Source organism: Rubrivivax gelatinosus IL144 (genome assembly GCF_000284255.1).
In the GTDB taxonomy this organism is placed as follows: Bacteria; Pseudomonadota; Gammaproteobacteria; order Burkholderiales; family Burkholderiaceae_C; genus Rubrivivax; species Rubrivivax gelatinosus_A.
In genome coordinates, this window is record NC_017075.1 from 1,930,475 (window position 1) to 1,955,469 (window position 24,995).

At 69.8% G+C, this 24,995-nt stretch carries 24 protein-coding genes and 1 tRNA gene; 12 read left to right on the forward strand and 13 right to left on the reverse strand.

Going from position 1 to position 24,995, the window contains the following annotated elements:
* Nucleotides 1-7: 7 nt before the first annotated feature.
* From RGE_RS09025 to RGE_RS09045, 5 genes are all read right to left on the reverse strand, one after another.
* Complete coding sequence (locus RGE_RS09025; protein WP_014428050.1) at nt 8-1,015, reverse strand: class 1 fructose-bisphosphatase; 1,008 nt, start codon at nt 1,013-1,015, stop codon at nt 8-10.
* Entirely contained in the window at nt 1,012-3,672 is a 2,661-nt protein-coding gene (pepN, locus tag RGE_RS09030) for an aminopeptidase N (RefSeq protein WP_014428051.1), read from the reverse strand. The genes RGE_RS09025 and pepN overlap by 4 nt, the downstream gene beginning before the upstream one ends.
* Nucleotides 3,665-4,345 carry an HAD family hydrolase gene (locus RGE_RS09035; protein WP_014428052.1) on the reverse strand — a complete coding sequence of 227 codons (681 nt, stop codon included), beginning with the start codon at nt 4,343-4,345 and terminating at the stop codon, nt 3,665-3,667. The genes pepN and RGE_RS09035 overlap by 8 nt, the downstream gene beginning before the upstream one ends.
* A protein-coding gene (gene prfB / locus RGE_RS09040; protein WP_148280147.1) for a peptide chain release factor 2 occupies nt 4,345-5,449 on the reverse strand; the annotation gives its coding sequence in 2 pieces (ribosomal slippage) (nt 4,345-5,367 and nt 5,369-5,449; 1,104 coding nt in all). Before prfB ends, RGE_RS09035 begins: the two co-directional genes overlap by 1 nt.
* An 88-nt stretch (nt 5,450-5,537) precedes the next feature.
* Nucleotides 5,538-6,455: an alpha/beta hydrolase gene (locus RGE_RS09045; RefSeq protein WP_043783949.1), complete on the reverse strand. Its 918-nt coding sequence runs from the start codon at nt 6,453-6,455 to the stop codon at nt 5,538-5,540.
* 59 nt (nt 6,456-6,514) lie between these two features.
* Between RGE_RS09045 and RGE_RS09050 the strand changes: the two genes are divergently transcribed.
* The gene (locus RGE_RS09050; RefSeq protein ID WP_014428055.1) at nt 6,515-7,000 is read left to right on the forward strand and encodes a GNAT family N-acetyltransferase; all 486 of its coding nucleotides are present in this window, start codon (nt 6,515-6,517) and stop codon (nt 6,998-7,000) included.
* On the opposite strand, the gene RGE_RS09055 is transcribed toward RGE_RS09050, so the two are convergent.
* Nucleotides 7,001-8,122, reverse strand: coding sequence for an HD-GYP domain-containing protein (locus tag RGE_RS09055; protein WP_014428056.1), 1,122 nt, complete (start codon nt 8,120-8,122; stop codon nt 7,001-7,003).
* A 150-nt stretch (nt 8,123-8,272) separates the two neighbouring features.
* Between RGE_RS09055 and RGE_RS09060 the strand changes: the two genes are divergently transcribed.
* Nucleotides 8,273-9,988 carry an acyl-CoA synthetase gene (locus tag RGE_RS09060; protein ID WP_014428057.1) on the forward strand — a complete coding sequence of 572 codons (1,716 nt, stop codon included), beginning with the start codon at nt 8,273-8,275 and terminating at the stop codon, nt 9,986-9,988.
* On the opposite strand, the gene RGE_RS09065 is transcribed toward RGE_RS09060, so the two are convergent.
* Nucleotides 9,985-10,593, reverse strand: a complete 609-nt coding sequence (locus RGE_RS09065; RefSeq protein ID WP_014428058.1) for a hypothetical protein — start codon at nt 10,591-10,593, stop codon at nt 9,985-9,987. The genes RGE_RS09060 and RGE_RS09065 overlap by 4 nt on opposite strands.
* A gap of 62 nt (nt 10,594-10,655) precedes the next feature.
* Here RGE_RS09065 and RGE_RS09070 point away from each other — a divergent pair, with 62 nt between their 5' ends.
* Nucleotides 10,656-11,717: an aldo/keto reductase gene (locus tag RGE_RS09070; RefSeq protein WP_014428059.1), complete on the forward strand. Its 1,062-nt coding sequence runs from the start codon at nt 10,656-10,658 to the stop codon at nt 11,715-11,717.
* Nucleotides 11,718-11,721: 4 nt separating this feature from the next.
* Entirely contained in the window at nt 11,722-12,216 is a 495-nt protein-coding gene (gene ybaK, locus RGE_RS09075; protein WP_014428060.1) for a Cys-tRNA(Pro) deacylase, read from the forward strand.
* On the opposite strand, the gene RGE_RS09080 is transcribed toward ybaK, so the two are convergent.
* A complete protein-coding gene (locus tag RGE_RS09080; RefSeq protein ID WP_014428061.1) occupies nt 12,217-12,771 on the reverse strand; it encodes an excisionase family DNA-binding protein in 555 nt (184 codons plus the stop codon).
* Nucleotides 12,772-13,041: 270 nt separating this feature from the next.
* Here RGE_RS09080 and plsY point away from each other — a divergent pair, with 270 nt between their 5' ends.
* From plsY to RGE_RS09095, 3 genes are all read left to right on the forward strand, one after another.
* Nucleotides 13,042-13,752, forward strand: coding sequence for a glycerol-3-phosphate 1-O-acyltransferase PlsY (plsY, locus tag RGE_RS09085; protein WP_014428062.1), 711 nt, complete (start codon nt 13,042-13,044; stop codon nt 13,750-13,752).
* Entirely contained in the window at nt 13,749-14,093 is a 345-nt protein-coding gene (locus RGE_RS09090) for a RidA family protein (protein WP_014428063.1), read from the forward strand. The genes plsY and RGE_RS09090 overlap by 4 nt, the downstream gene beginning before the upstream one ends.
* Nucleotides 14,094-14,177: 84 nt before the next feature.
* Entirely contained in the window at nt 14,178-15,395 is a 1,218-nt protein-coding gene (locus RGE_RS09095) for a hypothetical protein (protein ID WP_014428064.1), read from the forward strand.
* Nucleotide 15,396: 1 nt separating this feature from the next.
* On the opposite strand, the gene RGE_RS09100 is transcribed toward RGE_RS09095, so the two are convergent.
* Genes RGE_RS09100 through RGE_RS09110 form a run of 3 tightly spaced genes read right to left on the reverse strand, consistent with a single transcriptional unit; the run spans nt 15,397 to nt 18,180 of the window.
* A complete protein-coding gene (locus RGE_RS09100) occupies nt 15,397-16,020 on the reverse strand; it encodes an L-threonylcarbamoyladenylate synthase (protein ID WP_014428065.1) in 624 nt (207 codons plus the stop codon).
* Between the two features lie 13 nt (nt 16,021-16,033).
* Entirely contained in the window at nt 16,034-17,560 is a 1,527-nt protein-coding gene (locus RGE_RS09105) for a fumarate hydratase (protein ID WP_014428066.1), read from the reverse strand.
* A 17-nt stretch (nt 17,561-17,577) separates the two neighbouring features.
* Entirely contained in the window at nt 17,578-18,180 is a 603-nt protein-coding gene (locus RGE_RS09110) for a TIGR00645 family protein (RefSeq protein ID WP_014428067.1), read from the reverse strand.
* 176 nt (nt 18,181-18,356) lie between these two features.
* Between RGE_RS09110 and acs the strand changes: the two genes are divergently transcribed.
* From acs to RGE_RS09135, 5 genes are all read left to right on the forward strand, one after another.
* Nucleotides 18,357-20,339 carry an acetate--CoA ligase gene (acs, locus tag RGE_RS09115; RefSeq protein ID WP_014428068.1) on the forward strand — a complete coding sequence of 661 codons (1,983 nt, stop codon included), beginning with the start codon at nt 18,357-18,359 and terminating at the stop codon, nt 20,337-20,339.
* Between the two features lie 155 nt (nt 20,340-20,494).
* Complete coding sequence (locus RGE_RS09120) at nt 20,495-20,809, forward strand: TIGR04438 family Trp-rich protein (protein ID WP_014428069.1); 315 nt, start codon at nt 20,495-20,497, stop codon at nt 20,807-20,809.
* Nucleotides 20,810-20,976: 167 nt separating this feature from the next.
* The gene (gene lgt / locus RGE_RS09125; protein ID WP_014428070.1) at nt 20,977-21,783 is read left to right on the forward strand and encodes a prolipoprotein diacylglyceryl transferase; all 807 of its coding nucleotides are present in this window, start codon (nt 20,977-20,979) and stop codon (nt 21,781-21,783) included.
* Nucleotides 21,780-22,484, forward strand: a complete 705-nt coding sequence (gene dnaQ, locus RGE_RS09130) for a DNA polymerase III subunit epsilon (RefSeq protein WP_014428071.1) — start codon at nt 21,780-21,782, stop codon at nt 22,482-22,484. The genes lgt and dnaQ overlap by 4 nt, the downstream gene beginning before the upstream one ends.
* Nucleotides 22,485-22,533: 49 nt before the next feature.
* Nucleotides 22,534-22,608: transfer RNA gene (locus RGE_RS09135), tRNA-Val, on the forward strand.
* A gap of 137 nt (nt 22,609-22,745) precedes the next feature.
* On the opposite strand, the gene RGE_RS09140 is transcribed toward RGE_RS09135, so the two are convergent.
* Together RGE_RS09140 and RGE_RS23140 are read right to left on the reverse strand one after the other, a co-directional pair.
* Nucleotides 22,746-23,621, reverse strand: coding sequence for a hypothetical protein (locus tag RGE_RS09140; protein ID WP_148280148.1), 876 nt, complete (start codon nt 23,619-23,621; stop codon nt 22,746-22,748).
* A 58-nt stretch (nt 23,622-23,679) separates the two neighbouring features.
* A complete protein-coding gene (locus tag RGE_RS23140) occupies nt 23,680-24,564 on the reverse strand; it encodes an OmpA family protein (RefSeq protein WP_081528220.1) in 885 nt (294 codons plus the stop codon).
* Between the last annotated feature and the right edge of the window lie 431 nt (nt 24,565-24,995).

Consider the following 24,995-nt stretch of genomic DNA (forward strand, 5'->3'; position numbering starts at 1 on the left):
GCCAGTATCACTCCACGTTACGGTGGTACTCCGTGACGCGTTCGACTTCGTTGCGCGAGCCGAGCATCACCGACACGCGCTCGTGCAGCTTGGCCGGCACGACGTCGAGGATGCGTTCGCGGCCGTTGGTCGCCGCGCCGCCGGCCTGCTCGACGAGGAAGGCCATCGGGTTGGCCTCGTAGAGCAGGCGCAGCTTGCCCGGCTTGTCGGGCTCGCGCTCGTCCCAGGGGTACATGAAGATGCCGCCGCGCATCAGGATGCGGTGCACGTCGGTGACCATGCTCGCCACCCAGCGCATGTTGAAGTCCTTGCCGCGCGGGCCGGTCTTGCCGGCCAGGCATTCGTCGACGTAGCGGCGCATCGGCGGCGCCCAGTGGCGCATGTTGGACATGTTGATCGCGAACTCCTTCGTGTCCTCGGGAATGCGGATCTCCGGCTGGGTCAGCACCCAGGAGCCGGTCTCGCGGTCCAGCGTGAAGGCGACGACGCCGTTGCCCACCGTCAGCACCAGCATGGTCTGCGGGCCGTAGATGCAGTAGCCGGCCGCCGCCTGGTGCTTGCCGGGCTGCAGGAAATCGTCCTCGCTGACGCCACGCGTGTGGCCCACCTTGCGCAGCACGCTGAAGATCGTGCCGATCGAGACGTTGACGTCGATGTTGCTCGAGCCGTCCAGCGGGTCGAACAGCAGCATGTACTCGCCCTGCGGGTAGCGGTTGGGCACGACGTGGATCGAGTCCATCTCCTCGCTGGCCATCGCCGCGAGGTGGCCGCCCCACTCGTTGGCCTCGATCAGCACCTCGTTGCTGATGATGTCCAGCTTCTTCTGCACCTCGCCCTGCACGTTCTCGCTGCCGGCGGTGCCGAGCACGTCGCCCAGCGCGCCCTTGTTGACGGCGATGGCGATGCGCTTGCAGGCGCGCGCGACGACCTCGATCAGCAGGCGCAGCTGCGCCGGGATCATGCCGTGCTCGCGCTGCTGCTCGACGAGATACTGGGTCAGGCTGACGCGTCTCATTGCTGGGCCTCCAGCGCGCGGCCGAGCACCTCGCGCACGTCGTCGCTCAGGTCGGGCTTGGCGGCCACGCGCACCAGCGCCTCGCGCGCGGCGCTGCGGTAGGGCTCGGCGAGCGCCGTCCAGCGGTCCATCACGCGTGCCAGGCGCGCGGCGACCTGTGGGTTGATCGCATCGAGCTCGAACATGCGTTCGGCCCAGAACACGTAGCCGGCGGCGTCGGCGCGGTGGAAGGCGGCCGGGTTGTTCATGCACAGCTGGAAGATCAGGCTGCGCGCTCGGTTCGGGTTCTTCAGCGAGAAGTCCGGGTGCTTGAGCAGCGCCTTGGCGCGCGCGAACGAACGGCCCTGGCCGGCGCCCAGCGGCTCGCTGGCCTGGGCCTGCAGCGCGAACCACTTGTCGACGACCAGCGGCTCGCCGCCGGCGATGGCGTGGAAGCGCTCCAGCGCCGGCTCGGCCAGCTCGGAGTGCGAGTGCACCAGCGCGGCCAGCGCGCCGATGCGGTCGGTCATGTTGCTGGCGTCCTTGACGCGCTGGTAGGCGCGGCCCGGCCAGACCGGGTTGCCGCTGCGCACCGAGTGCAGGCACAGCATCGCCAGCGCCAGGTTGGCGAGCGCGCGGCGGCCGGCCTGGGCCGGCGTCGGCGCGTAGCCTTCGCGCACCAGGTTGGCCTCGAAAGCTACGGCCCAGTCGGCGTGCAGCGCGCTGGCGAGCTGCTCGCGGAACTGCTCGCGCACGGCGTGGATGCGCTGCGGGTCGAAGGTGGCCAGCTGCTCGGCGACGTAGCCTTCGCTGGGCAGCGTCAGCGCCATCTCCTTGAACGCCGGGTCCAGCGCCGGGTCGCGCAGCACGCTGCGCATGGCCTCGACGAAAGCCTCGTCCAGCGTCACCGGCGCCGTCTCTGCGACCGCCGCCAGCAGGCGCGCCAGCGCCAGGCGCTGGCCGGCTTCCCAGCGGTTGAAGGCGTCGCTGTCGTGTGCCAGCAGCGTCAGCAGCTCGGCGTCGGCCAGGCCGTCGTCCAGGATCACCGGCGCGCTGAAGCCGCGCAGCAGCGACGGCACCGGCTCGGCGTCGACCTCGTCGAAGACGAACTGCTGCTCGGCGCTGTCGAGCACCAGCAGGCGCTCGGCGGCGAGCGTGCGGCCGTCGCGGCCCAGCAGCGCGGCCAGCACCGGGATCACGAACGGCTCCTTGGTCGGCTGGCCGGGCGAGGGCAGGGCGGTCTGGGCGAGCGTCAGCGTGTAGCGGCGGGCCTCGGCGTCGTAGACGCCACGCGCCTTCAGGCGCGGCGTGCCGGCCTGCGAGTACCAGCGCTTGAAGCTCTCCAGCCGGGTGGCGAGTTCGCTGCCCGGGTTGGCGTCGGCGATGGCTTGCGCGAAGTCGTCGCAGGTCACGGCCTGACCGTCGTGGCGCTCGAAGTACAGCGTGATGCCGCGTTCGAAGCCTTGGCGGCCCACGAGCGTCTGCATCATGCGCACGACCTCGGCACCCTTCTCGTAGACGGTCGGGGTGTAGAAGTTGTCGATCGCGGCGTAGCTGTCCGGGCGCACCGGGTGCGCCATCGCGCCGGCGTCCTCGGGGAACTGGCTGGCGCGCAGCGCACGCACGTCCTCGATGCGCTTGACCGCGCGCGCGGAAGGCGCGCCGGCCATGTCCATCGAGAACTCCTGGTCGCGGAACACCGTCAGGCCTTCCTTCAGCGACAGCTGGAACCAGTCGCGGCAGGTGATGCGGTTGCCGGTCCAGTTGTGGAAGTACTCGTGGCCGACGACGCTCTCGATGCCGGCGAAGTCGACGTCGGTCGCGGTCGCGGGGCTGGCCAGAACGTACTTCGTGTTGAAGATGTTCAGGCCCTTGTTCTCCATCGCGCCCATGTTGAAGTCCTCGACCGCAACGATCATGAAGCGTTCGAGGTCCAGCGGCAGGCCGAAGCGGGCTTCGTCCCAGACCACCGAGGCCACCAGCGAGGCCATCGCGTGCTCGGTCTTGCCGAGGTCGCCGCGGCGCACGAAGACCTGCAGCAGGTGCTCCTTGCCGGCGCGGGTGCGGATCTTCTGCTCGCGGCACACCAGATCGGCGGCGACCAGTGCGAACAGGTAGCTGGGCTTGGGGAAGGGGTCGTGCCAGACGGCGAAGTGGCGGCCGTTGTCCAGTTCGCCCTGCTCGACGAGGTTGCCGTTGGACAGCAGCACCGGGTACTTCTTCTTGTCGGCGCGCAGCGTCACCGTGTAGACCGCCATCACGTCGGGGCGGTCGAGGAAGTAGGTGATGCGGCGGAAGCCCTCGGCCTCGCACTGCGTGAAGAAGCCGCTGCCCGAGGTGTACAGGCCCGACAGCTGGGTGTTCTTCTCGGGGCTGCAGGTGTTGCGGATCTCGAGCACGAACTGCTCGCCGGCCGGCGGGTTGTCGATGACGAGCAGCTTGTCCTCGTGGCGGAACGAGACGCTCTCGCCGGCGGCCATCACGCGCAGCACGGTGACGTCCTCGCCGTGCAGCTTCAGCGGCTGCGGCTCGGCGGCGGGGTTGCGCTCGATGTGCAGCTTGCTCGAGACGATGGTCTTGACGGGGTCCAGGTCGAAGCAGAGCTCGACCTTGCGGATCCAGTACGCCGGGGCGGCGTAGTCCTGACGGTGCACGACGATGGCGGGGCCTTCACGCATGGTGGGGTTCTCGCGGAATGAAAGTGGTCGGGTCGACGCCAACGAAATCGGAGATCGTGGCGAGGAGGTTCGGATAGCCGTCGAAAGCACTCGGCGGCAGGGTGGTGGCCAGCGCCACGGCGTCCATGCCGGCGCGGCGCGCGGCTTCGACGCCCAGCGGCGCGTCCTCGAAGACGAGGCAGTCGGCCGCGGCGACGCCCAGGCGGCGAGCGGCTTCGACGAAGATGTCCGGGTGCGGCTTGCCGCGCAGGCCGTCGGCCGGGCTGGCGACGGTGTCGACGAGGCGGTCGAGGCCGAAGCGCTGGAAGACGATCTCCAGGTTGACCGCCGGCGACGCGGTGCAGACGGCGAGCTTGAAGCCCGCCGCCCGCGCTTGCTGCAGGAAGACCTCGGCGCCGGCGATGTACTGCAGCGCGCCGGCCGCGGCCTCGCGGTACAGCGCCTCCTTGCGTTCGGCCAGCGCCGCACGTTCGGCCGGCGGCATCGCCGGGAACAGGCCCAGCAGGACCTCGTCGTTGGCGCGGCCGGCCGTCTGCTCGAAGAAGCGGGCGTCGTCGAAGGGCAGGCCCAGTTCGGCGTGCCAGCGGCCCCAGGCCTGCTGGTGGATCGGCATGCTGTCGATCAGCGTGCCGTCCATGTCCAGCAGCAGCGCGGCGTAGCGGCGCGCCGCCATTACAGGCCCTGCTTCAGGCTGGCCTCGATGAACGGGTCGAGGTCGCCGTCGAGGACCTTCTGCGTGTTGCTGATCTCCACGCCGGTGCGCAGGTCCTTGATGCGGCTCTGATCGAGCACGTAGCTGCGGATCTGGTGGCCCCAGCCGACGTCGGTCTTGCTGTCCTCGAGCTTCTGCTGCGCTTCCATCTGCTTGCGCATCTCGTGCTCGTAGAGCCGGCTGCGCAGCATGGCCCAGGCCTCGTCGCGGTTGCGGTGCTGCGAACGGTCGTTCTGGCACTGCACGACGATGCCGGTCGGGATGTGCGTCAGGCGCACCGCCGAGTCGGTCTTGTTGATGTGCTGGCCGCCCGCGCCCGAGGCACGGAAGGTGTCGGTGCGCACGTCCGCCGGGTTGATGTCGATCTCGATCGAGTCGTCGACCTCGGGGTAGACGAAGAGGCTGGCGAAGCTGGTGTGGCGCCCGCCCGCGGAGTCGAACGGGCTCTTGCGCACCAGGCGGTGCACGCCGGTCTCGGTGCGCAGGTGGCCGAAGGCGTAGTCGCCCTCGATCTTCAGCGTCGCGCTGCGGATGCCGGCCACGTCGCCTTCGGTCTCTTCCATGACCTCGGCCTTGAAGCCCTTCTTCTCGCAGTACTTCAGGTACTGGCGCAGCAGCATGCTGGCCCAGTCGCAGGCCTCGGTGCCGCCGGCGCCGGCCTGGATGTCGATGAAGCAGTTGCTCGGGTCCGCCGGGTTGGAGAACATGCGGCGGAACTCCAGCCGCTCGACCGTCTCGCGCAGCGCGTGGGCCTCGGCTTCGATCGCGGCGAGGCCGTCGAAGTCCTCGTCGGCCTTCGACATCTCGAACAGCTCGAGGTTGTCGGCGAGGTTGCTGGCGAGGTGGTCGATCGTGCCGACGACGTCTTCCAGCGACTTCTTCTCGCGCCCCAGTTCCTGGGCGCGCTTGGGTTCGTTCCAGACGCTGGGATTCTCCAGCGCGGCATTGACTTCGTTCAGCCGCAGAGCTTTGCGGTCGTAGTCAAAGATACCCCCGGAGCTGCTCGGTGCGGGCACTCAGGTCGGCGAGCAGCGTGCCGATCGAGTTGATGTGTTCGATGTCCATGTGTGGTCTTGGTTTGGCGCCTCGCAGGCGCAAACGACCATTTTCTCATGCCGATCTGCATCAGCGAGCATCGGGATCTGCCTGAGTTTCATTCCAGGAACGACGCCAGGCGCCGCGCCAGCGCCTCGGGCTGGTCGTGGTGCACCATGTGACCGCAGGGCGCGAGCCGTTCGCGTTCGAGCCGCGGCACGACGGCCAGGCGCGACTCGAAGTCCTCGCGCGGGTAGCGGTGGCCCCACCAGATCTCGAACTCGCCGAGGTCGCCTTCGACGAAGAGCAGCGGCGCGGCGATGCGGCGCCAGGTCGCCACCGCCTCCTCGCGCCGGTACAGCACCGGGTTGACGCGTTTGTGAGCCGGGTCGGCGAGCAGCCGCCGGCGGCCCTCGGGCGTCGGCGCCGACCACTGCGTCGCCAGCCAGGCCGCCTTGTCGGCCGCCAGCAGCGGGTTGTTCTTCTTCAGCCGCGCGGCGACCTCGGCGCTGTCGGCGTAGTCGCGCAGCACCGGCGCCGTCTTCAGCTCGTCGAGCCACTGCACGAGGCGCGCCGGCGCGTCGTCGGGCGCGGTGGCCGGCAGGCCGTAGCCTTCCAGGTTGACCAGCCGCCGCACCCGCTGCGGGCGCAGCGCGGCGTAGCTCATCGCGACGTTGCCGCCCATGCTGTGGCCCAGCAGGTCGACGGCGCCGTCGGGTACCAATGCATCGAGCAGCGCGTCGAGGTCGGCAAGGTAGTCGGGGAACCAGTAGGCGTCGGTCGGTGGCGCTTCGGTCAGGCCGAAGCCGCGCCAGTCGGGCGCGAAGACCTGGCGCTCGCGGCCCTCCGCCTCGGCCAGCGCGTCGACCAGGAACTGGAACGAGGCGCCGCAGTCCATCCAGCCGTGCAGCAGCACCAGCGGCCGCGTGCCGGCCGGCGCGCCGTCGCCCCAGCGGCGGACGTGATAACGCAGGCCGCGCAGCGCGACGGTCTGGGCGGCAGGTGTGCGCCGCGGCGCATAGCAGGCGTTGTCCATGCGCCGGATGCTAGGCGTGTCGCCGCCGGCGCGCCGGTCCTGCACGCGACAATGCCGCGATGACCACGCCCGCCTTCTCCCTGCGCCCGGCCGAGCGGCGCGACCTGCCGGCCATCGTCGGCCTGATCCGCGAACTGGCCGAGTTCGAACAGCTGTCGCACCTCTGCCACGCGACGCCCGAAGCGCTGGAGCCGCATCTGTTCGGCGAGCGCCCGGTGGCCGAGGCGGTGGTCGCCGAAGGCGGCGGCGCGGTGATCGGCTTCGCGCTGTTCTTCACCAACTTCTCGACCTTCCTCGCCCGTCCCGGGCTGTACCTGGAAGACCTGTACGTGCAGCCGGCCTGGCGCAGCCACGGCATCGGCCAGGCGCTGCTGGAGCACCTGGGCGCGCTGGCGGTCGAGCGCGGCTGCGGCCGCTTCGAGTGGAGCGTGCTCGACTGGAACGAGAACGCGATCGGCTTTTATCGCCGCATGGGCGCGACGGTGATGCCCGACTGGCGCATCTGCCGCGTCGCCGGCGAGGCGCTGCAGCGCTTCGCGCGCTGATCAGGCCAGCGCCAGCTGCATCAGCTCGTCGGCCGTGAACTCGCGGCCGAAGGCGTGGTCACCGACGACGCCGGAGACCGTGTGCACACGTTCGGCGGTGTCGACACGCAGCGGCGCCGGCAGCGCCCGGCCGCCGGGGCCGATCAGGCAGGCGACGATCGGTGTCGCCACCGTCGGCCCGCGGCCGACGACGACGCCCAGCGCGCCCGAGACCAGGCGCACGAAACATCCCGGCGGGTAGATGCCGAACTCCTTGACCAGGGCCGCGGTCATCGGATGGCCGGGGTCTTGCATGAACATCTGGCGCCCGGCGACGTCGGCGGCCAGCGCGCCGCGGTGGCCGCGTGCGGCGAGCTTGGCGGTGTAGGTGTCGACACGCCGCACCAGCGAGGCGATCTCGCCGACCTCGGTGGTGCCGGTGGGGTAGCCGCTGCCGTCCTCGCGCTCGTGGTGGCGTTCGACGGCCAGCAGCCAGTCGCGGTCGGTGATGCCGGCCTGCTCCAGCATCTCGCGGCCGCGCAGCGGGTGGCGCAGCACGGCGGCGTGCTGCGCCGGCGTCAGCGGCGTGCGCTGCTCGGCCAGTTCCCCCTGCAGCTCCAGCATCGCCAGGTTCATCGTCAGCGCGGCCTTGAAGCAGCGCTCCAGGGCCTCGGCGTCCCAGTTCAGCCGGCGCGCGACGAGGTAAGCGGTGATCGCCGCGCCGACCGAACGGCGCACGCCGTAGGCCGCACGTTCGCCACCTTCCTGGCGCAGCACCTGGAAGATCGCCAGGTCCGGGTCGCGTTCGATCAGCGCCAGCACCGGCTGCGCGGCCGAGTCCAGCGCGTCGCGGAAGCCGGGCGCCGGCGAACTCTGCAGCACCTCGGCGACGCGGCCCAGGCCTTCGCGCCAGAAGGACGGCAGCTGCTCGCGCGGCAGCTGCGCCAGGCGTTCGCGGTCGCCGAGCAGTTCGGTGAGGTCGACCAGCGCGCCACGATCGAGCAGGGCCTGCAACTGCCCGGCGGTCGTGACACGGTGGCCACGCGCCAGCAGCAGCGTGCTGTCGGCGTTGCGCACGTTGAACGGCAGCGGCTGGCCGACCTGGATGCGGTGGGCGACGGCGGCAAGAGCGGTGTAGGACATGTCGGTCCGGTGTGTTCTTCGGCCGCGGCACTGACTGACGGTGACGCCTCGGCCTGCTCTCGTGGCATTTCGGCGCCTCGCCGCCGAACTTGATGGTTCTCGGTGTTGAACCGGGTTCGCGCCGCGGCAGGGCGCTCCTAAGCTGGCCCGATGCACGACACCGATGCGCGCGATTCCAGCGATTCCTACGAAAACCTGCACCGCGTCTGGCGCTGGCGGGTGCCCGACGAGTTCAACATCGCCGAAGCCTGCTGCACGCGCTGGGCCGCCAGCGGCCGCAACGCGCTGCGCTGGGAAGACGAGGGCGGCGCCTCGGGCCGCCTGAGTTACGCCGAGCTCGAGGTCCAGGCGCGTGCCTTCGCCGCCGGGCTGGCGGCGCGTGGCGTCGGGCGCGGCGACCGTGTCGCCATCGTGCTCGCGCAGCGGCCGGAGACCGCGGTCGCGCAGATGGGCGTGGCGATGCTGGGTGCGCTGGCGATGCCGCTGTCGGTGCTGTTCGGCCCCGAGGCACTGGTCTGGCGCCTGGCCGACAGCGGCGCGCGTGTCGCGGTCGCCGACGAGGCGACGCTCGCGCACCTGCTGCGCCTGCGCGCCGAATGCCCGGCGCTGGAGCTGATCGTCGGCGTCGGCGCGGCCGAAGGCGACGCCGACTGCGGCTGGCGGGCGCTGCTGGCGGCCGGCGCGGCCGGCTTCGAGCCCGCGCGCACGCGTGCCGACGATGCCGCGGTGCTGATCTACACCAGCGGCACCACCGGCCCGCCCAAGGGCGTGCTGATCCCGCACCGCGCCCTGCTGGGCAACCTGCCGGGTTTCGTCTGCAGCCAGAACGGCTTCGCCGGCGAGGCGGTGTTCTGGAGCCCGGCCGACTGGGCCTGGACCGGCGGGCTGATGGACGCGCTGCTGCCGACGCTGTTTTTCGGCCGCGAGATCGTCGCCTTCCGCGGGCGCTTCCAGCCCGAGCGTGCCTTCGAGCTGATGCAGCGCCACGGTGTCACGCACACCTTCCTGTTCCCGACGGCGCTGAAGGCGATGATGAAGGCCGTGCCCGCGCCGGCCGAGCGTTATGCGCTGAAGCTCGAGGCCGTGATGAGCGCCGGCGAGGCCGTCGGCGACGCGGTCTTCGCCTGGTGCCGCGACGCGCTGGGCGTGCCGGTCAACGAGATGTTCGGCCAGACCGAGATGAACTACCTCGTCGGCAACTGCGCGCGCAGCGTCGACGAGGCCGGCCTCGCCGTGCCCGGCTGGCCGGCGCGGCCCGGCAGCATGGGCCGCGCCTACCCGGGCCACCGTGTCGCCGTGATCGACGACGAGGGCCGCGAGTGCCCGCCCGGCGTGCCCGGCGACGTCGCGCTGCACCGCCTCGACCGCCACGGCGACCCGGACCCGATCTTCTTTCTCGGCTACTGGCGCAACGAGGCCGCGACACGCGCCAAGTACACCGGCGACCCGGCGGCGAGCTGGTGCCGCACCGGCGACACCGCGGTGATGGATGCCGACGGCTACCTCTGGTACCAGGGCCGCAGCGACGACGTCTTCAAGGCCGCCGGCTACCGCATCGGGCCGAGCGAGATCGAGAACTGCCTCGTCAAACATGCCGCGGTGGCCAACGCCGCGGTCGTGCCCAAGCCCGACGCCGAGCGCGGCGCGGTGGTGAAGGCCTACGTCGTGCTGGCGCCGGGCGTGCAGGGCGACGCGGCGCTGGTCGGCGAACTGCAGCAGCACGTGCGCGAGCGCCTGGCGCCTTACGAGTACCCGAAGGAGATCGAGTTCATCGAGGCCCTGCCGATGACGACCACCGGCAAGGTGCAGCGCCGCGTGCTGCGGCTGCAGGAGGAGGAACGCGCCCGCCAGCGCGGCGGTGGCTAGCAGGGCCCGGCCAGCTTGGGCGGCAGGCGCGACGCGTTGTTGAACGGGTCGAGCACGGTGGCCTGCGAGTCCTTGACGAGGATGCAGTCGTTTCCGCGCCGGAAGCGCCGGCTGCCGTCGGGCAGCAGCTCCTCGGTCCAGTCCTTCTCCAGCGTCTTGGCGATGCGCGCCTCCAGCGTCGGGCGCTGGGTGTTGGCGCGCGGGTCGTCCAGCGCCGGCGAGCGTTCGGCGCGCGCCGCGGCGCCGCGGGGCAGCGTCAGCTGAAGCGGCGCGGGTTCGGCCGGCCGGGGCGTCGGCGCCACGGCTTCGGCCGCGGGCAGGGCGGTGGCGGCCGGCGCCTGCAGCGTCGGCACGGGCCGGGCCGACGGGCGTGCATCGCCTGACGGCGTGGCGTCGCGCGTCGGCGTCGCTGCCGGCTCGAGCAGCAGGCGCAGCCAGACGACCGGTGCCGCCGCCGGGGTCGCCAGCCGCTCTGGGGGCGGCGCGAGCTTCAGCAGGCCGGCGATCAGCAGCCCGTGCGCGGCGAGCGCCAGCGCCAGGCCACGGCGGCGCCGGCCGCGCGCGGGCGCGGCGAAGGCGGTGTCCAGGGTGGCGGTGGCGGCCATCGGCGGCGATCGTAGGTCACCCGCTGCCGGTGCCCGGACCGCGCCTGCGGCACACTTCCAGCATGGAAAGAACGACTCTCGGCCTCGGCGGCCCGCGCGTCTCGCGCATCTGCCTGGGCACCATGACCTTCGGCGAACAGGTGGGCGAAGCAGACGCCCACGCCATCCTCGACCGTGCCGTCGAGCTCGGCATCGACTTCCTCGACGCCGCCGAGATGTACCCGGTGCCCGCGCGTGCCGAGACCCAGGGCGCGACCGAGGCCATCATCGGCCGCTGGCTGGCCGCCCGCCCCGGGCTGCGCCGGCGCCTGGTGATCGCGAGCAAGGTCGCCGGGCCGTCGCGCAACATGCCGTGGATCCGCGGCGGTGCGCTCGACCTGACGCCGGCCGACATCGTCGCCGCCTGCGACGCCAGCCTGGCGCGCCTGCAGACCGAGGTCATCGACCTCTACCAGATCCACTGGCCCAACCGCAACGCGCCGATGTTCGGCGGCCTGTACTTCGACCCGACGAAAGACCGCGAGCAGACCGGCATCCGCGAGCAGCTCGAAGCCCTGGCCGGCCTGGTGAAGGCCGGCAAGGTGCGCCACGTCGGCCTGTCCAACGAGACGCCCTGGGGCCTGCTGGAGTTCGTCCGCCTGGCCGAGCAGCACGGCCTGCCGCGCGTCGTCAGCGTGCAGAACCCGTACGCGCTGGTCAACCGCAGTGCCGACAACGGCCTGGACGAGGCGCTGTACCGCAGCGGCGTCGCGCTGCTGGCGTATTCGCCGCTGGGTTTCGGCGCGCTGACCGGCAAGTACGACGCCAGCGGCTTCGAGTCCGCGCCGGCTTCCACCGGCCGCCTGGCGCAGTTCGCCAGCATGCGGCTGCAGCGCTGGGCGCGCGACGAGGCGCTGGCCGCGGCGCGCGAGTACAACGCGCTGGCGCGCCGCCACGGCCTGACGCCCACGCAGCTGGCGCTGGCCTTCTGCTACCGCAACTGGCGCGTCGCCAGCACCATCATCGGCGTGACCAGCATCGCCCAGCTCGAGGAGGACGTCGCCGCATGGTCGGTCGAGCTGTCGCCCGAACTGCTGGCCGAGATCGATGCGATCCGCTGGCGCCACCGCGACCCTGCCCAGTGAGCCCATGGCCAAGAAGAACGCCCACGTCAGCGAGACGCCGGCGACGCAGTTTCTGCGCCGCGCCGGCATCGAGTTCAGCGAACACGTCTACGACTACGTCGACCACGGCGGCACCGCCGAGTCCTCGCGCCAACTCGGCGTGCCCGAGCACGAGGTCGTCAAGACGCTGGTGATGCAGGACGAGCGTGCCCAGCCGCTGGTCGTGCTGATGCATGGCGACCGCCAGGTCAGCACCAAGAACCTGGCGCGCGAGATCGGCGCCAAGTCGGTCGAGCCGTGCAAGCCCGAGGTCGCGCAGCGCCACAGCGGCTACCTCGTCGGCGGCACCTCGCCCTTCGGCACGAAGAAATCGATGCCGGTCTACGTCGAGGCCAGCGTGCTGGAGCTGCCGCGCATCCTGATCAACGGCGGCCGCCGGGGCTTCCTGGTGGGCATCGACCCGCGCGTGCTGCCAGGCGCCGTCGGCGCCCGGCCGGTGCACTGCGCGCTCGCCGGCTGATCACTCGCCGGTCAGCGCGGCCGCCAGCGCCTCGGGCGTCAGCGGTTTGAACAGCAGCGGGATGCCTTCGGGCACCGGCCCGAAGCGTTCCAGCGACGCGCCGCTGTGGCTGGTCGCCAGCACGATGCGCATCTTCTGCGTCGCGGGGTTCTCGCGCAGCTTGCGGATCATCTGCAGGCCGTCGAGGCCGGGCAGGTCGATGTCGGTGATCAGCCAGTCCGGGACCTCACGGCCGGCGTCCAGCAGGGCGGTGAAACCGTCGGAGAAGACGCGCAGGCGCGCTTCCGGGCGGAGTTCGGAGAGATGCGACTCGATGAGCGCGGCCGTCACCGGGTCGTCTTCGACCAGCATGATGGACTCGACGCCGTCGGCGGCTTCGATGCGCGAGCGCCGTTCGGCGACCATGCGCTCGACGGCTTCGGCGTCCAGGCGGCGGTGGCCGCCCATCGTCTTCCAGGCCGGCAGGTGGCCGGCATCGACCCACTTCTGGATCGTCTGTGGTGAGACACCCAGGCGCTCCGCCGCCTGGGCCGTTGTGATCGTTTTTCGTTGCATTCAGGCGCTGCCGGGGTTGTCGTCGAAAAAAGGGGCTCCCTGGGCGGACCCGCCCACCCGACGCCACGGTCCCGGGGCGGCAGTCCCCGGAGGTGTCGTCATTTCTTCGCGAGCCGACTCTGAATCATCTCACGAATGAGCATGCCGACCGGGCTCGTCGGGCGCACGGATCCTGGTCAAACACTGTAGCCGCCCGCAGGCCCGAACGCTGTCACACGTGTGGCGGCGACGCGCCGGAGCCGGTGCCACGCGACCTTACACTTGCGCCCCATGTTCTCGCTCCCTGCGGCGGCCGCGATCCTGGCCGCCTACCTGCTCGGTTCGCTTTCGTTCGCCGTCCTCATCAGCCGCACGATGGGCCTGGCCGACCCCCGCAGCTACGGGTCCGGCAATCCGGGCGCCACCAATGTGCTGCGTTCCGGCAACAAGAAGGCGGCGCTGATGACGCTGCTGTTCGACGCCTTGAAGGGCTACGTGCCGGTGCTGGCCGTCGTGCTCTTCGGCGCGCGCTGGGGTCTTGACCCGTCGGTCGCCGCCTACGTCGGCCTGGCGGCCTTCGTCGGCCACCTGTGGCCGGTGTTCTTCCGCTTCCAGGGCGGCAAGGGCGTGGCCACCGCGGCCGGCGCGCTGCTCGGCCTGAACCCGGCGCTCGGCGGCGCGGTGCTGCTGGTCTGGCTGGCCGTCGCGTTCACGACGCGCTATTCGTCGCTGGCCTCGATCGCCGCGGCCTTCTGCGCGCCGCTGGTGCAGGCGCTGGTCTGGGGCGTTGACGCCTCGCTGCTGGCGCTGGTCGGCATGAGCCTGCTGCTGGTCTGGCGTCACGAAGGCAACATCCGCAAGCTGCTCGCCGGCACCGAGTCGAAGATCGGCCAGAAGGCCGCGCCGCCGGCCGCGCACGCCAAGGCCTCGGCGCACCCGCCGCGCCACGTCCATCCCCACGCCCCCAAGACCGGCCATGGCCGGAAAGGACACCGCAAATGATCCAGCGCTTCGACGTCGGCCCCCGGCTGTCGGAAATGGCCGTGCACAACGGCGTCTGCTATCTGGCCGGCCAGGTCGCCGCCGACGACACGCAGGACATCGCCGGCCAGACGCGCCAGGTGCTGGCGGCGATCGACGCGCTGCTGGCCCGCGCCGGCAGCGACAAGTCGCGCCTGCTGATGGTGCAGATCTTCATCGCCGACCTGGCCGACTTCCCGGCGATGAACGAGGTCTGGGAAGCCTGGCTGCCGGCTGGCGCCGCGCCGCCGCGCGCCACCGTCCAGGCGGCGCTGGCGCGCCCGGGCTGGAAGGTCGAGATGGTGGTCACCGCCGCGCTCTGACCCGCCGCGGGCGCTCACATCTGCTTGCAGATCGCTGAAATCGCACCCGCTTAAGCCGCCAGACGGGGGGCCGTAGATCGGGGCATGGACCCCGTCAAAACCCCCCTGCGCCTCGTCAGTCTCGCCTGCCTGCTGGCCCTCGCCGCGTGCGGCGGCGGCTCCGGCGACGATGAAGCGGTCGCCAACGAACAGGCCACGGCCGCTTCGGTCTCCGATGCGGAACTCGCCCAGGCCTCGGCACTGCTGGACACCGCGTCCGACCGCTCGGCCTGGACCGACGCCGAAGGCACCTCCACCGACACGGTGGCCGCGGGCGACGAGACGGCGCTGATGGTGTCCGCCGCTGCGACCAGCCTGCGCACGCCGAAGAAAAGCGGCTCGACCCCGACGCCGACCCCGGCGCCGAGCACGACGGCGGTGAGCGATTCCGCGCGCATCGCCGCGGCCACCGCCACCGCGCAGAGCACGAGCAACGCCTGCTCGAAGGTCCGCCCGTTCTACTGGGAGATCGGCAACGCCGCGGGCAAGCAGGCCAGCGGCTCGATCGCCGCCGGCAGCACCGCGGCCGTGAAGTCCTCGGCACCGATCACCATCGCTTCGGCCTCCAAGTGGCTGTACGGCGCCTACGTCGCCCAGGCGCGTGCCGGCGTGCTGACCGGCACCGACCGCAAGTACCTGTCGATGACCGCCGGCTACGTCTCGCTGTCGACCTGCAGCGGCCTGAGCAGCGTCGACGCCTGCCTGTCCACCGGCAGCAACGGCGTCTACTCGTCGGGCTACGACGGCATCTTCGACTACGACGGCGGCCACATGGAAAAGCACGCCAGCCTGATCGGGCTGGGCGCGCTGACGACCAAGGCGCTGGCCACCGAGGTCAGGGCCAAGCTGGGCAGCGACGTCGCGCTCTCGTACTCGCAACCGCTGATGGCCGGCGGCGCGGTGATCTCCACCGACGCCTACGCGCTGTTCCTGCGCAAGATCCTCGGCGGCAAGCTGCAGATGGCGTCGCTGCTGGGCACCGGCACGGTGTGCACCAACCCGACGACCTGTGCCACGGCCGCCTACGCGCCGCTGCCGGCCAGCGAAAGCTGGCACTACTCGGTGGCGCACTGGGTCGAGGACGATCCGAAGGTCGGCGACGGCGCGTTCAGCAGCCCCGGTGCCTTCGGCTTCTACCCCTGGATCGACGCGACGAAGACCAACTACGGCATCGTCGCGCGCGTCGCGACCAACGGCGCGCTCGGTTCGGTGAACTGCGGCCGGCTGATCCGCTCGGCCTGGGCGACGGGCGTCGCGAAGTAGCTCAGAGCCCCAGGCGCGACAGTTCGCCGCGGCCCTGGCGCAGCAGCACCGGGTCCTCGGCGGTCATGTCCAGCACCGTCGTCGGCTCCATCGGGCAGGCGCCGGCGTCGATGATCGCCGGCAGCAGCTTGCCCAGGCGGTCCTGGATCTCGTCGACGTCGTTCAGCGGTTCGTCGTCGCCCGGCAGGATCAGCGTCGTCGCCAGCAGCGGCTCGCCGTAGGCGGCCAGCAGGTCCTGCGTGACCTGGTGGTCGGGCACGCGCAGGCCGATCGTGCGCCGCGACGGGTGCGAGACGCGCCGCGGCACCTCCTTCGTCGCGTCGAGGATGAAGGTGTAGGGCCCGGGCGTGCCGAGCTTGAGCAGCCGGTACTGGCGGTTGTCGACACGCGCGTAGTTGGCCAGCTCCGACAGGTCGCGGCACAGCAGCGTCAGCAGGTGCTTGTCGTCGATGCCGCGCAGCCGGCGCAGCTGTTCGGCGGCGGCCTTGTCGTCGAGCCGGCAGACGAGCGCGTAGCTCGAGTCGGTCGGCACGGCGAGCACGTCGCCGCCGCGCAGCAGTTCCGCGGCCTGCTTCAGCAGCCGCGGTTGCGGGTTGTCGGGATGGACCTCGAAACGCAGCGTCACCGGTTCTCCTGTTTCAGGCGACGACGACCGGGATCTTGCCGATCTTCGCCTGCCATTCCTGCGGCCCGGTCTGGTGGGCGCTGGTGCCGCCGGCGTCCACCGCCACCGTCACCGGCATGTCGACGACGTCGAACTCGTAGATCGCTTCCATGCCCAGATCGGCGAAGCCGACGACCTTGGCCGCCTTGATCGCCTTGGACACGAGGTAGGCGGCGCCGCCGACGGCCATCAGGTAGGCGCTCTGGTTGTCCTTGATCGCCTGGATCGCCACCGGGCCGCGTTCGGCCTTGCCGACCATCGCGATGAGGCCGGTCTTCTCCAGCATCATGCGGGTGAACTTGTCCATGCGCGTGGCCGTCGTCGGGCCGGCCGGGCCGACGACCTCGTCGCGCACCGGGTCGACCGGGCCGACGTAGTAGATGACGCGGTTGGTGAAGTCCACCGGCAGCGGCTCGCCGCGTTCCAGCATGTCCTGGATGCGCTTGTGCGCCGCATCGCGGCCGGTGAGCATCTTGCCGCTGAGCAGCAGCGTCTGCCCCGGCTTCCAGCTCGCCACCTGTTCGGGCGTCAGCGTGTTCAGGTCGACACGCGCGCTCTTGTTGTAGTCGGGCGCCCAGTGCACGTCGGGCCACAGGTCCAGGCTCGGCGGCTCCAGGAAGGCCGGGCCCGAGCCGTCGAGCACGAAGTGCGCGTGACGCGTCGCGGCGCAGTTCGGGATCATCGCGATCGGCTTGCTCGCGGCGTGCGTCGGCCAGGTCTTGATCTTGACGTCGAGCACCGTCGTCAGCCCGCCCAGGCCTTGCGCGCCGATGCCCAGCGCGTTGACCTTCTCGTAGAGCTCGATGCGCAGCTCTTCAAGCTTGTTGGCCGGGCCGCGCTGCAGCAGCTCGTGCATGTCGATGTCGTCCATCAGCGACTCCTTGGCGAGCAGCGCGGCCTTCTCCGCGGTGCCGCCGACGCCGATGCCCAGCATGCCCGGCGGGCACCAGCCGGCGCCCATCGTCGGCACGGTCTTGAGCACCCAGTCGACGATCGAGTCGCTGGGGTTGAGCATGTAGACCTTGCTCTTGTTCTCGCTGCCGCCGCCCTTGGCGGCGACGGTGACGTCGACCTTGTCGCCGGGCACGACTTCCATGAAGACGACGGCCGGCGTGTTGTCGCGCGTGTTCTTGCGCTCGAAGATCGGGTCGGCCAGCACCGACGCACGCAGCTTGTTGTCCGGATGGTTGTAGCCGCGGCGCACGCCTTCGTCGACGGCGTCCTGGATCGAGCCGGTGAAGCCTTCCCACTTCACGTCCATGCCGATCTTCAGGAACACGTTGACGATGCCGGTGTCCTGGCAGATCGGCCGACGGCCCTCGGCGCACATGCGCGAGTTGGTCAGGATCTGGGCGATCGCGTCCTTGGCCGCCGGGCTCTGCTCGCGCTCGTAGGCGCGAGCGAGGTGGGCGATGAAGTCGGCCGGGTGGTAGTACGAGATGTACTGCAGCGCGGCGGCGACCGACTCGATCAGGTCGGCCTGGCGGATCGTCGTGGTCATGGTTGTCGTCCGGTGGGTCAGTCGTTGTCGTGCTTGGCGTGCACCATCACGCGGTCGGCCAGTGCGATGGCCAGCGCCGAGAACAGGAAGGCGATGTGGATGATCGTCTGCCAGATCAACACCTTCTCTTCGTAGTTTGCGGCGTTGATGAAGGTCTTCAGCAGGTGGATCGAGCTGATGCCGATGATCGCGGTGGCGAGCTTGACCTTCAGCACCGAGGCATTCACGTGGCTCAGCCATTCGGGCTGGTCGGGATGGCCTTCAAGTCGCAGACGCGAGACGAAGGTCTCGTAGCCGCCGACGATCACCATGATCAGCAGGTTGCTGATCATCACGACGTCGATCAGCGCCAGCACGACCAGCATGATGATCGTCTCGTTGAGCGCGCTGACTTCGGTCTCGCTCTTGTAGCCGATGTTCTTCACCAGCAACTGCAGCGCGTGCTGGTCGCCGAAGGCGGCCTCGATCAGGTGGACCAGCTCCACCCAGAAGTTGAAGACGTAGACCGCCTGCGCCAGGATGAGCCCGAGATACAGCGGCAATTGCAGCCAGCGGCTGGCAAAGATCAACGCGGGCAGCGGCCCCAGCTTCGGGGCAGCGCCGGTGTTTACTGGCTTCATGAGAGGGGGGAAGGGCGCGGACGCGCGATGGCGTAAATTGTAGTTCGCACCTTGAGCGCGGACAGACGCGCCCCGGGTTGCCGGGCAGGCGAGTAAGGGGTTCGTAAGAGCCTGTGCCTACCTTCCGCGCCATCGGTCGATCACGAACCGAGCCATCAAACTAGGAGACTGCCACCATGTCGAGCGCCGACGCTCCCACCGAGTACTCCCTCTACCCGCCGCCGGCCGACGCCGTCGCTCGCGCCCACGTCTCCGGCCAGGCCGCCTACGACGCGCTGTGCGCCGAGGCCGACACCGACTACACGGGTTACTGGGGCCGCCTCGCGCGCGAACTCATCGCCTGGAAGACGCCGTTCACGCAGGTGCTCGACGAGTCGAACGCGCCGTTCTTCAAGTGGTTCGCCGACGGCACGCTGAACGCCTCGTACAACTGCCTGGACCGCAACATCGAACGCGGCCTGGGCGACAAGACGGCGATCATCTTCGAGGCCGACGGCGGCGAGGTGCGCCGTGTCAGCTACAAGGAACTGCTGGCCATCGTCAACAAGATGGCCAACGGCCTGAAGTCGCTGGGCGTGAAGAAGGGCGACCGGGTCATCATCTACCTCTCGATGGGCGTCGAGGGCGTGGCCGCGATGCAGGCCTGCGCGCGCATCGGCGCGACGCACTCGGTGGTCTTCGGCGGTTTCTCGGCGCAGTCGCTGCGCGACCGCATCGAGGACACCGGCGCGGTGGCCGTCATCACCGCCGACCAGCAGCAGCGCGGCGGCAAGGCGCTGCCGCTGAAGACCATCGTCGACGAGGCGATCGCGCTGGGCGGCTGCGGCAGCGTCAAGCACGTGCTGGTGCACAAGCGCACCGGCGCCGACATCCCGTTCGACGCCTCGCGCGACCTCTGGCTGGCCGACCTGGTGGCCGATCAGAGCGAGGTCTGCGAGCCCGAGTGGGTCGAGGCCGAACACCCGCTGTTCCTGCTCTACACCAGCGGCTCGACCGGCAAGCCCAAGGGCGTGCAGCACTCGACTGGCGGCTACCTGCTGCACGCGGCGCTGACCACCAAGTGGACCTTCGACTTGAAGGAAGACGACGTCTTCTGGTGCACCGCCGACATCGGCTGGGTCACCGGCCACACCTACATCACCTACGGCCCGCTGGCGCTGGGCGGCACCGAGATCGTCTTCGAAGGCGTGCCGACCTTCCCCGACGCCAGCCGCTTCTGGAAGATGATCCAGGACCACAAGGTCAGCATCTTCTACACCGCACCGACGGCGATCCGCTCGCTGATCAAGGCCGCCGAGGCCAACGAGGCGGTGCATCCGAAGAGCTTCGACCTGTCGTCGCTGCGCATCCTGGGGTCGGTCGGCGAGCCGATCAACCCGGCGGCGTGGGAGTGGTATCACAAGCACGTCGGCGGTGGCCGCTGCCCGATCGTCGACACCTTCTGGCAGACCGAGACCGGCGGCCACATGATCACGCCGCTGCCGGGCGTGACGACGCTGGTGCCGGGCTCGTGCACGCTGCCGTTCCCGGGCATCCAGGCGGCCGTCGTCGACGAGACCGGCAAGGACGTGCCCTGGGGCCAGGGCGGCATCCTGGTCGTCAAGAAGCCGTGGCCGAGCATGATCCGCACGATTTGGGGCGACCCGGAGCGCTTCAAGAAGAGCTACTACCCGGCCGACTTCCACGGCAAGTACTACCTGGCGGGCGACGGCGCGATCCGCGACCCGAAGACCGGCTACTTCACGATCACCGGCCGCATCGACGACGTGCTCAACGTCTCGGGCCACCGCATGGGCACGATGGAGATCGAGTCGGCCCTGGTCAGCCACACCGAGCTGGTGGCCGAGGCGGCGGTCGTCGGCCGCCCGGACGACACCACCGGCGAGGCGATCTGCGCCTTCGTCGTGCTGAAGCGCCCGCGCCCGACCGGCGACGAGGCCAAGAAGCTGGCCAACGAACTGCGCAACTGGGTGGCCAAGGAGATCGGCCCGATTGCCAAGCCCAAGGACATCCGCTTCGGCGAGAACCTGCCCAAGACGCGCTCCGGCAAGATCATGCGCCGCCTGCTGCGCTCGATCGCGCGCGGCGAGGCGATCACCCAGGACACCTCGACGCTGGAAAACCCGGCAATTCTCGATCAGTTGTCGCAGACCAACTGAGCCGCCGCTGCGGCATCGAAAGGGGCTCCTCGGAGCCCTTTTGCTTTCCTGGCCGGCGTTCTTGAGCAAAGCGTCATGCCGGCCGCGCGCATCGGTCCTCGGCCTTCGGCTACATTGGTCGGCAATGTGGTGGAGAGATCGCCGGAGAGCGAAGGATGTGGTTTCTGGTCATCGGGCTGTTGCTGCTGGTGCTGTACCTGGCCGGCGTCGAGCCCGTGTCGGCGTGGCACTGGATCTGGATCGCGTTGCCCTTCGGCGCCGCGGCGCTCTGGTGGACCTTCGCCGACGCTTCCGGCCTGACGCGCAAGCGTGCCGAGGAGAAGATCGAAGCCCGCAAGCGCGCCCGGCGCCAGCGCGACATCGACGCGCTGGGCCTCAACCCGCAGCAGCAGAAGCGTGTGCACGAACTTCGCCGTGGCGACAGCCCCGCCCCGGTGAAGGAGCCGCGCCGACGCGACCCGAGTCTCTGAGGGGCGAACGCACGTCACGCCAGTGACGTCCCGCCGAAGGCGGGAGCCGGCGCGCAAGCACCGGCTCCCGGCCTTTGTTTCCCGCCCCGCGCGGGGCCGACGGCCCGCGTCGCCGGCAGCGGCACAATCGCCGCTCCCCGACTCGACGCCAGGAAAGGCCGCCCCCGATGCTCGTGCATCCGCAATTCGACCCGGTCGCGATCGCGCTCGGACCGGTCCAGATCCACTGGTACGGGCTGACCTACCTCGTCGCTTTCGGGCTGTTCCTGCTGCTGGCGCGGCTGCGTGCGGCGCAGCCGCAGTTCGCGCAAGCCGGCTGGACCAAGCAGGACGTCGAGGACCTGCTGTTCTACGGCGTCGTCGGCGTCATCGTCGGCGGCCGCCTGGGCTACGCGCTGTTCTACAAGCCGGGTGAGTACCTGGCGCACCCGCTGGAGATCCTGCAGGTCTGGAAGGGCGGCATGTCCTTCCACGGCGGGCTGCTGGGCGTCATCGGCGCGATGGCGCTGTTCGCGCGCCGCAAGGGGCGGTCCTTCCTGGAGGTCACCGACTTCGTCGCGCCTTGCGTGCCGACCGGGCTGGCCTCGGGGCGCATCGGCAACTTCATCAACGGCGAACTCTGGGGCCGCGCGGCCGACCCGTCGCTGCCCTGGGCAATGGTGTTCCCGCAGAGCGGCAGCCTGACGCCGCGCCACCCGTCGCAGCTCTACCAGTTCGCGCTCGAAGGGCTGCTGCTGTTCGTCGTGCTGTGGCTGTACTCGCGCCACCCGCGGCCCACCGGGCGCGTCTCGGGTGCTTTCCTGATCGGCTACGGCAGTCTGCGTTTCACCGCCGAGTACTTCCGCGAGCCCGACAGCTTCCTCGGCCTGCTGGCGCTGAACATGAGCATGGGCCAGTGGCTGTGCGTGCCGATGGTGCTGGCCGGCATCGGCCTGTGGATCTGGTCGGGGCGGGCGGTAGGATCGGCGCGATGAGACAGATCTTCCTCGACACCGAAACCACCGGCCTGTCGGCCGTCGACGGTGACCGTCTGGTCGAAGTCGGCTGCATCGAGATGCTGAACCGGCGCCTGTCGGGCCGCACGCTGCACCACTACCTGAACCCGGAGCGCTCCAGCAATCCGGAGGCGGTCAAGGTGCACGGCCTGACCGACGAGTTCCTCGCCGACAAGCCGCTGTTCGCCGCCGTCGCCGACGAGTTCATCGAGTTCGTGCGTGACGCCGAGCTGATCATCCACAACGCCGCGTTCGACGTCGGCTTCCTCGACGCCGAACTGACGCGCCTGGGCAAACCGCGTTTGGCCGAACTGGGCTGCACGATCACCGACAGCCTGCTGATGGCGCGCGAGCTGTTCCCCGGCAAGGCGAACTCGCTGGACGCGCTGTGCAAGCGGCTGGAGGTCGACAACAGCAACCGCGCGCTGCACGGCGCGCTGCTCGACGCGGGGCTGCTGGCCGAGGTCTACATCCGCATGACGCGGGGCCAGGACTCGCTGGTCATCGACGTCGTCGAAGAAGGCGGCTCGGCGCTCGAAGTGGCGGCCATCGACCTGTCGCAGTTCACGCTGCCGGTGCTCGCCGCGAGCGAGCAGGAGGCGGCCGCGCACGAGGCCGTTCTGGCCGAACTCGACAAATCGAGCAACGGGCGCACCATTTGGCGCCAAGTCATGGCATAATGCGAGGCTCACCGGCGCTGACAACTGCTTTGCAGCGGTCAGGCCAGCCGGGCGGTTAGCTCAGCGGTAGAGCACTGCCTTCACACGGCAGGGGTCGCAGGTTCGAACCCTGCACCGCCCACCAAAACACCACGCAACGCCACCTCCGGGTGGCGTTGTCGTTTGTGCGTCTCGCCTGGGCTTCTGGTGGCTTCTCGCACAGACGCCGTGCTCAGGATGACCGGTGGGAGTCGGCCATGGATTAAGGCTGCGATGAGGCCATCACCGGCTCCCCAGCGCGGTCTTCACGGGTTGGCGCAGGAAGGCTTCGGCCGCGGCGCGCGAGAAACGGTCGGACGGGATGGCCGTGCCTTCCGAGATGGACACCAGGTTGACGTTGCCGAACCCTTCGATCTCCCCGGCGAACGCCGGCAAGTAGGCGCCGGTCAACGAGTGGACGTCGGTGCGGATCTGCAGAATGACTGGCCGGCCGTAGCCCTTGACGAAGTAGAAGGGCCGCCGCTCGTACAGGCATATGTCGGAGGGCGAACCGGCGCCGCTCACCGCAATGCCGGCGGCGCGTTCCACTCGGGCGCTGTTCCAGACGCAGCGTGCTCCCTGTCCTGCATCCACCGACGGCAGCCCCTCTACGCCGTCCTGCGTACGCGGCCTGTCGCATTCGGGATCGGCGCCGGTGTCCTCGTGCAGCACCAGTGCCCGAGGCGGTCGCTGCGGGTCCAGCAGCTCGCTCAGCGTGGCCGCCATGCCCCCCAGGGACGATTCGCAGGTCGTTTCGATCTGGACCGAGCGCGCATGGAAAACCGCTGGCTGGCATTGGTTGCCGGGATCGGCACCGATGGCGCGGTAGGTCTCGTACTTGGCCCAGCGGCGGCCGTCGAACAGCTCTTCTTCCTCGTGAACCACCAGGTTCGCCAGCGTCGCCTCCGGCACTGCCGGCGCAGGCGTCGGTGCTTGGCCCTTGGACACCAGGCAGGCGCCATAGCTGATGTCCAGAAATTTGCGCATACCGGGCACGTAGCCCTTGCCGGCACGCACCACACGCAAGGGCACGGTGTCGACGGCAGACCCGGTTGCGCCGGCGGCGCCGGGCTTGGCCGCATCGCAACCGGCAACGACCAGCGCAAGGATGACTGGCAACAGAGCGCGGATCTTGTTCTGGCGGGCGCTTGAGCGCCGCGGGGAATGCCGCCGCACGCTACTTCACCTTCACCAAGTCGACCCGGCGGTTCTTGGCTCGTCCGTCCTCCGTGCTGTTGTCGGCGACGGGGCGGTCCATGCCGTACCCCGTGGCGCTGAGGCGCTTGGCGTCGACGCCGGCAGCGGCCACCGCGACCATCACCGATTTAGCGCGGGCTGCCGACAGCTGGCGGTTGGCGGCGGCACTGCCGACGTTGTCGGTGTGCCCTTCGATGGCCAGCTTGAGCGATGGATCGGCTTTCAGCAGTGCGGCGATCTCGCGCACGGCCGCCTGGCCATCGGTCTTCAAGTCGGATTTGCCGGTGTCGAAGTTGATGTGCAACGTCGCCACACCGGTCTTCTTGATCTGGTCCGCGAGCTGGCCGGCAGTGACCGCCTCTTCCATCTCGCTCGGCTCGACGATGGTGAGCATGTAGTTGTGGGCGTTCGTGATGTCCAGCACCGCCACCGGCGGCTTGTCGGCAGCAGACAGGGTGAAGACATGGGCGCCCGTGACGAGGGCGATGCGATCGTTGAAGTTGATGCCGTCGTTGAGCGGGCGGCCGCCTAGCTTCTTGGCCGCGGCCAGGTAGCTGCGGTAGATCTTGATTTCGCCCGGGGCAGTGCCTTTGAGAGTGCCGTAGTCCGTGCGTGTGACACGGCCCTCGAACGATGTGGGGCTGCCCTTGACGAGCTTGCCGGCCACATTTGGAGTAACGACCGAGAACTCCAGGACCGTCTGGTTCATCAGCTCCGTGCCGGCCACACGCGAAAGCAGCGGATGGTCCTGGGGGGTGGCTTGCGCATGCGCGCTACCAATGCCGGCTGTCATGGCCACGAGCCAAACGCCCAGTGCGGCAAGCCATGTTCTTGTTAGTCGATTGCTGATTTGCTGAGCGTTCATCTGCACGATCTCATCTCCGCAAGAGCGCAGCGGATTTGCTGGCTCGGGGTGGTGGTCAATTGGAAACCGCTTTGTTGGCGATCGAGGACTTGATGGTCTATCCGCGCGAACTTAACAAGTGGCAAGTTGTTCGCATTGCTGGCATGGAGTATTGAAATTCAGTCCTCGAACGGTCGCATCCCCTTGTTGCCGGATATCGGGTGCGTGCTGTAACGATCGACACTCGAATGCGCCTCCCTGGATGACGTCTGGAAGGCCTGGCGCAGGGGTAAACGCCACGCCGCCGGGGTCACCGGGCTCTGCCGTCAACGGCCGCTCGCAGCGGCCTTAGGACCTCGCTCGCCCTTCAAGGCTGGCGCCGACGGCCGTGCTAACATGAACCGCAACAAGGCCTTCGCAAGGCCCGGGTCGCAGGTCCGAACCCCTGCATC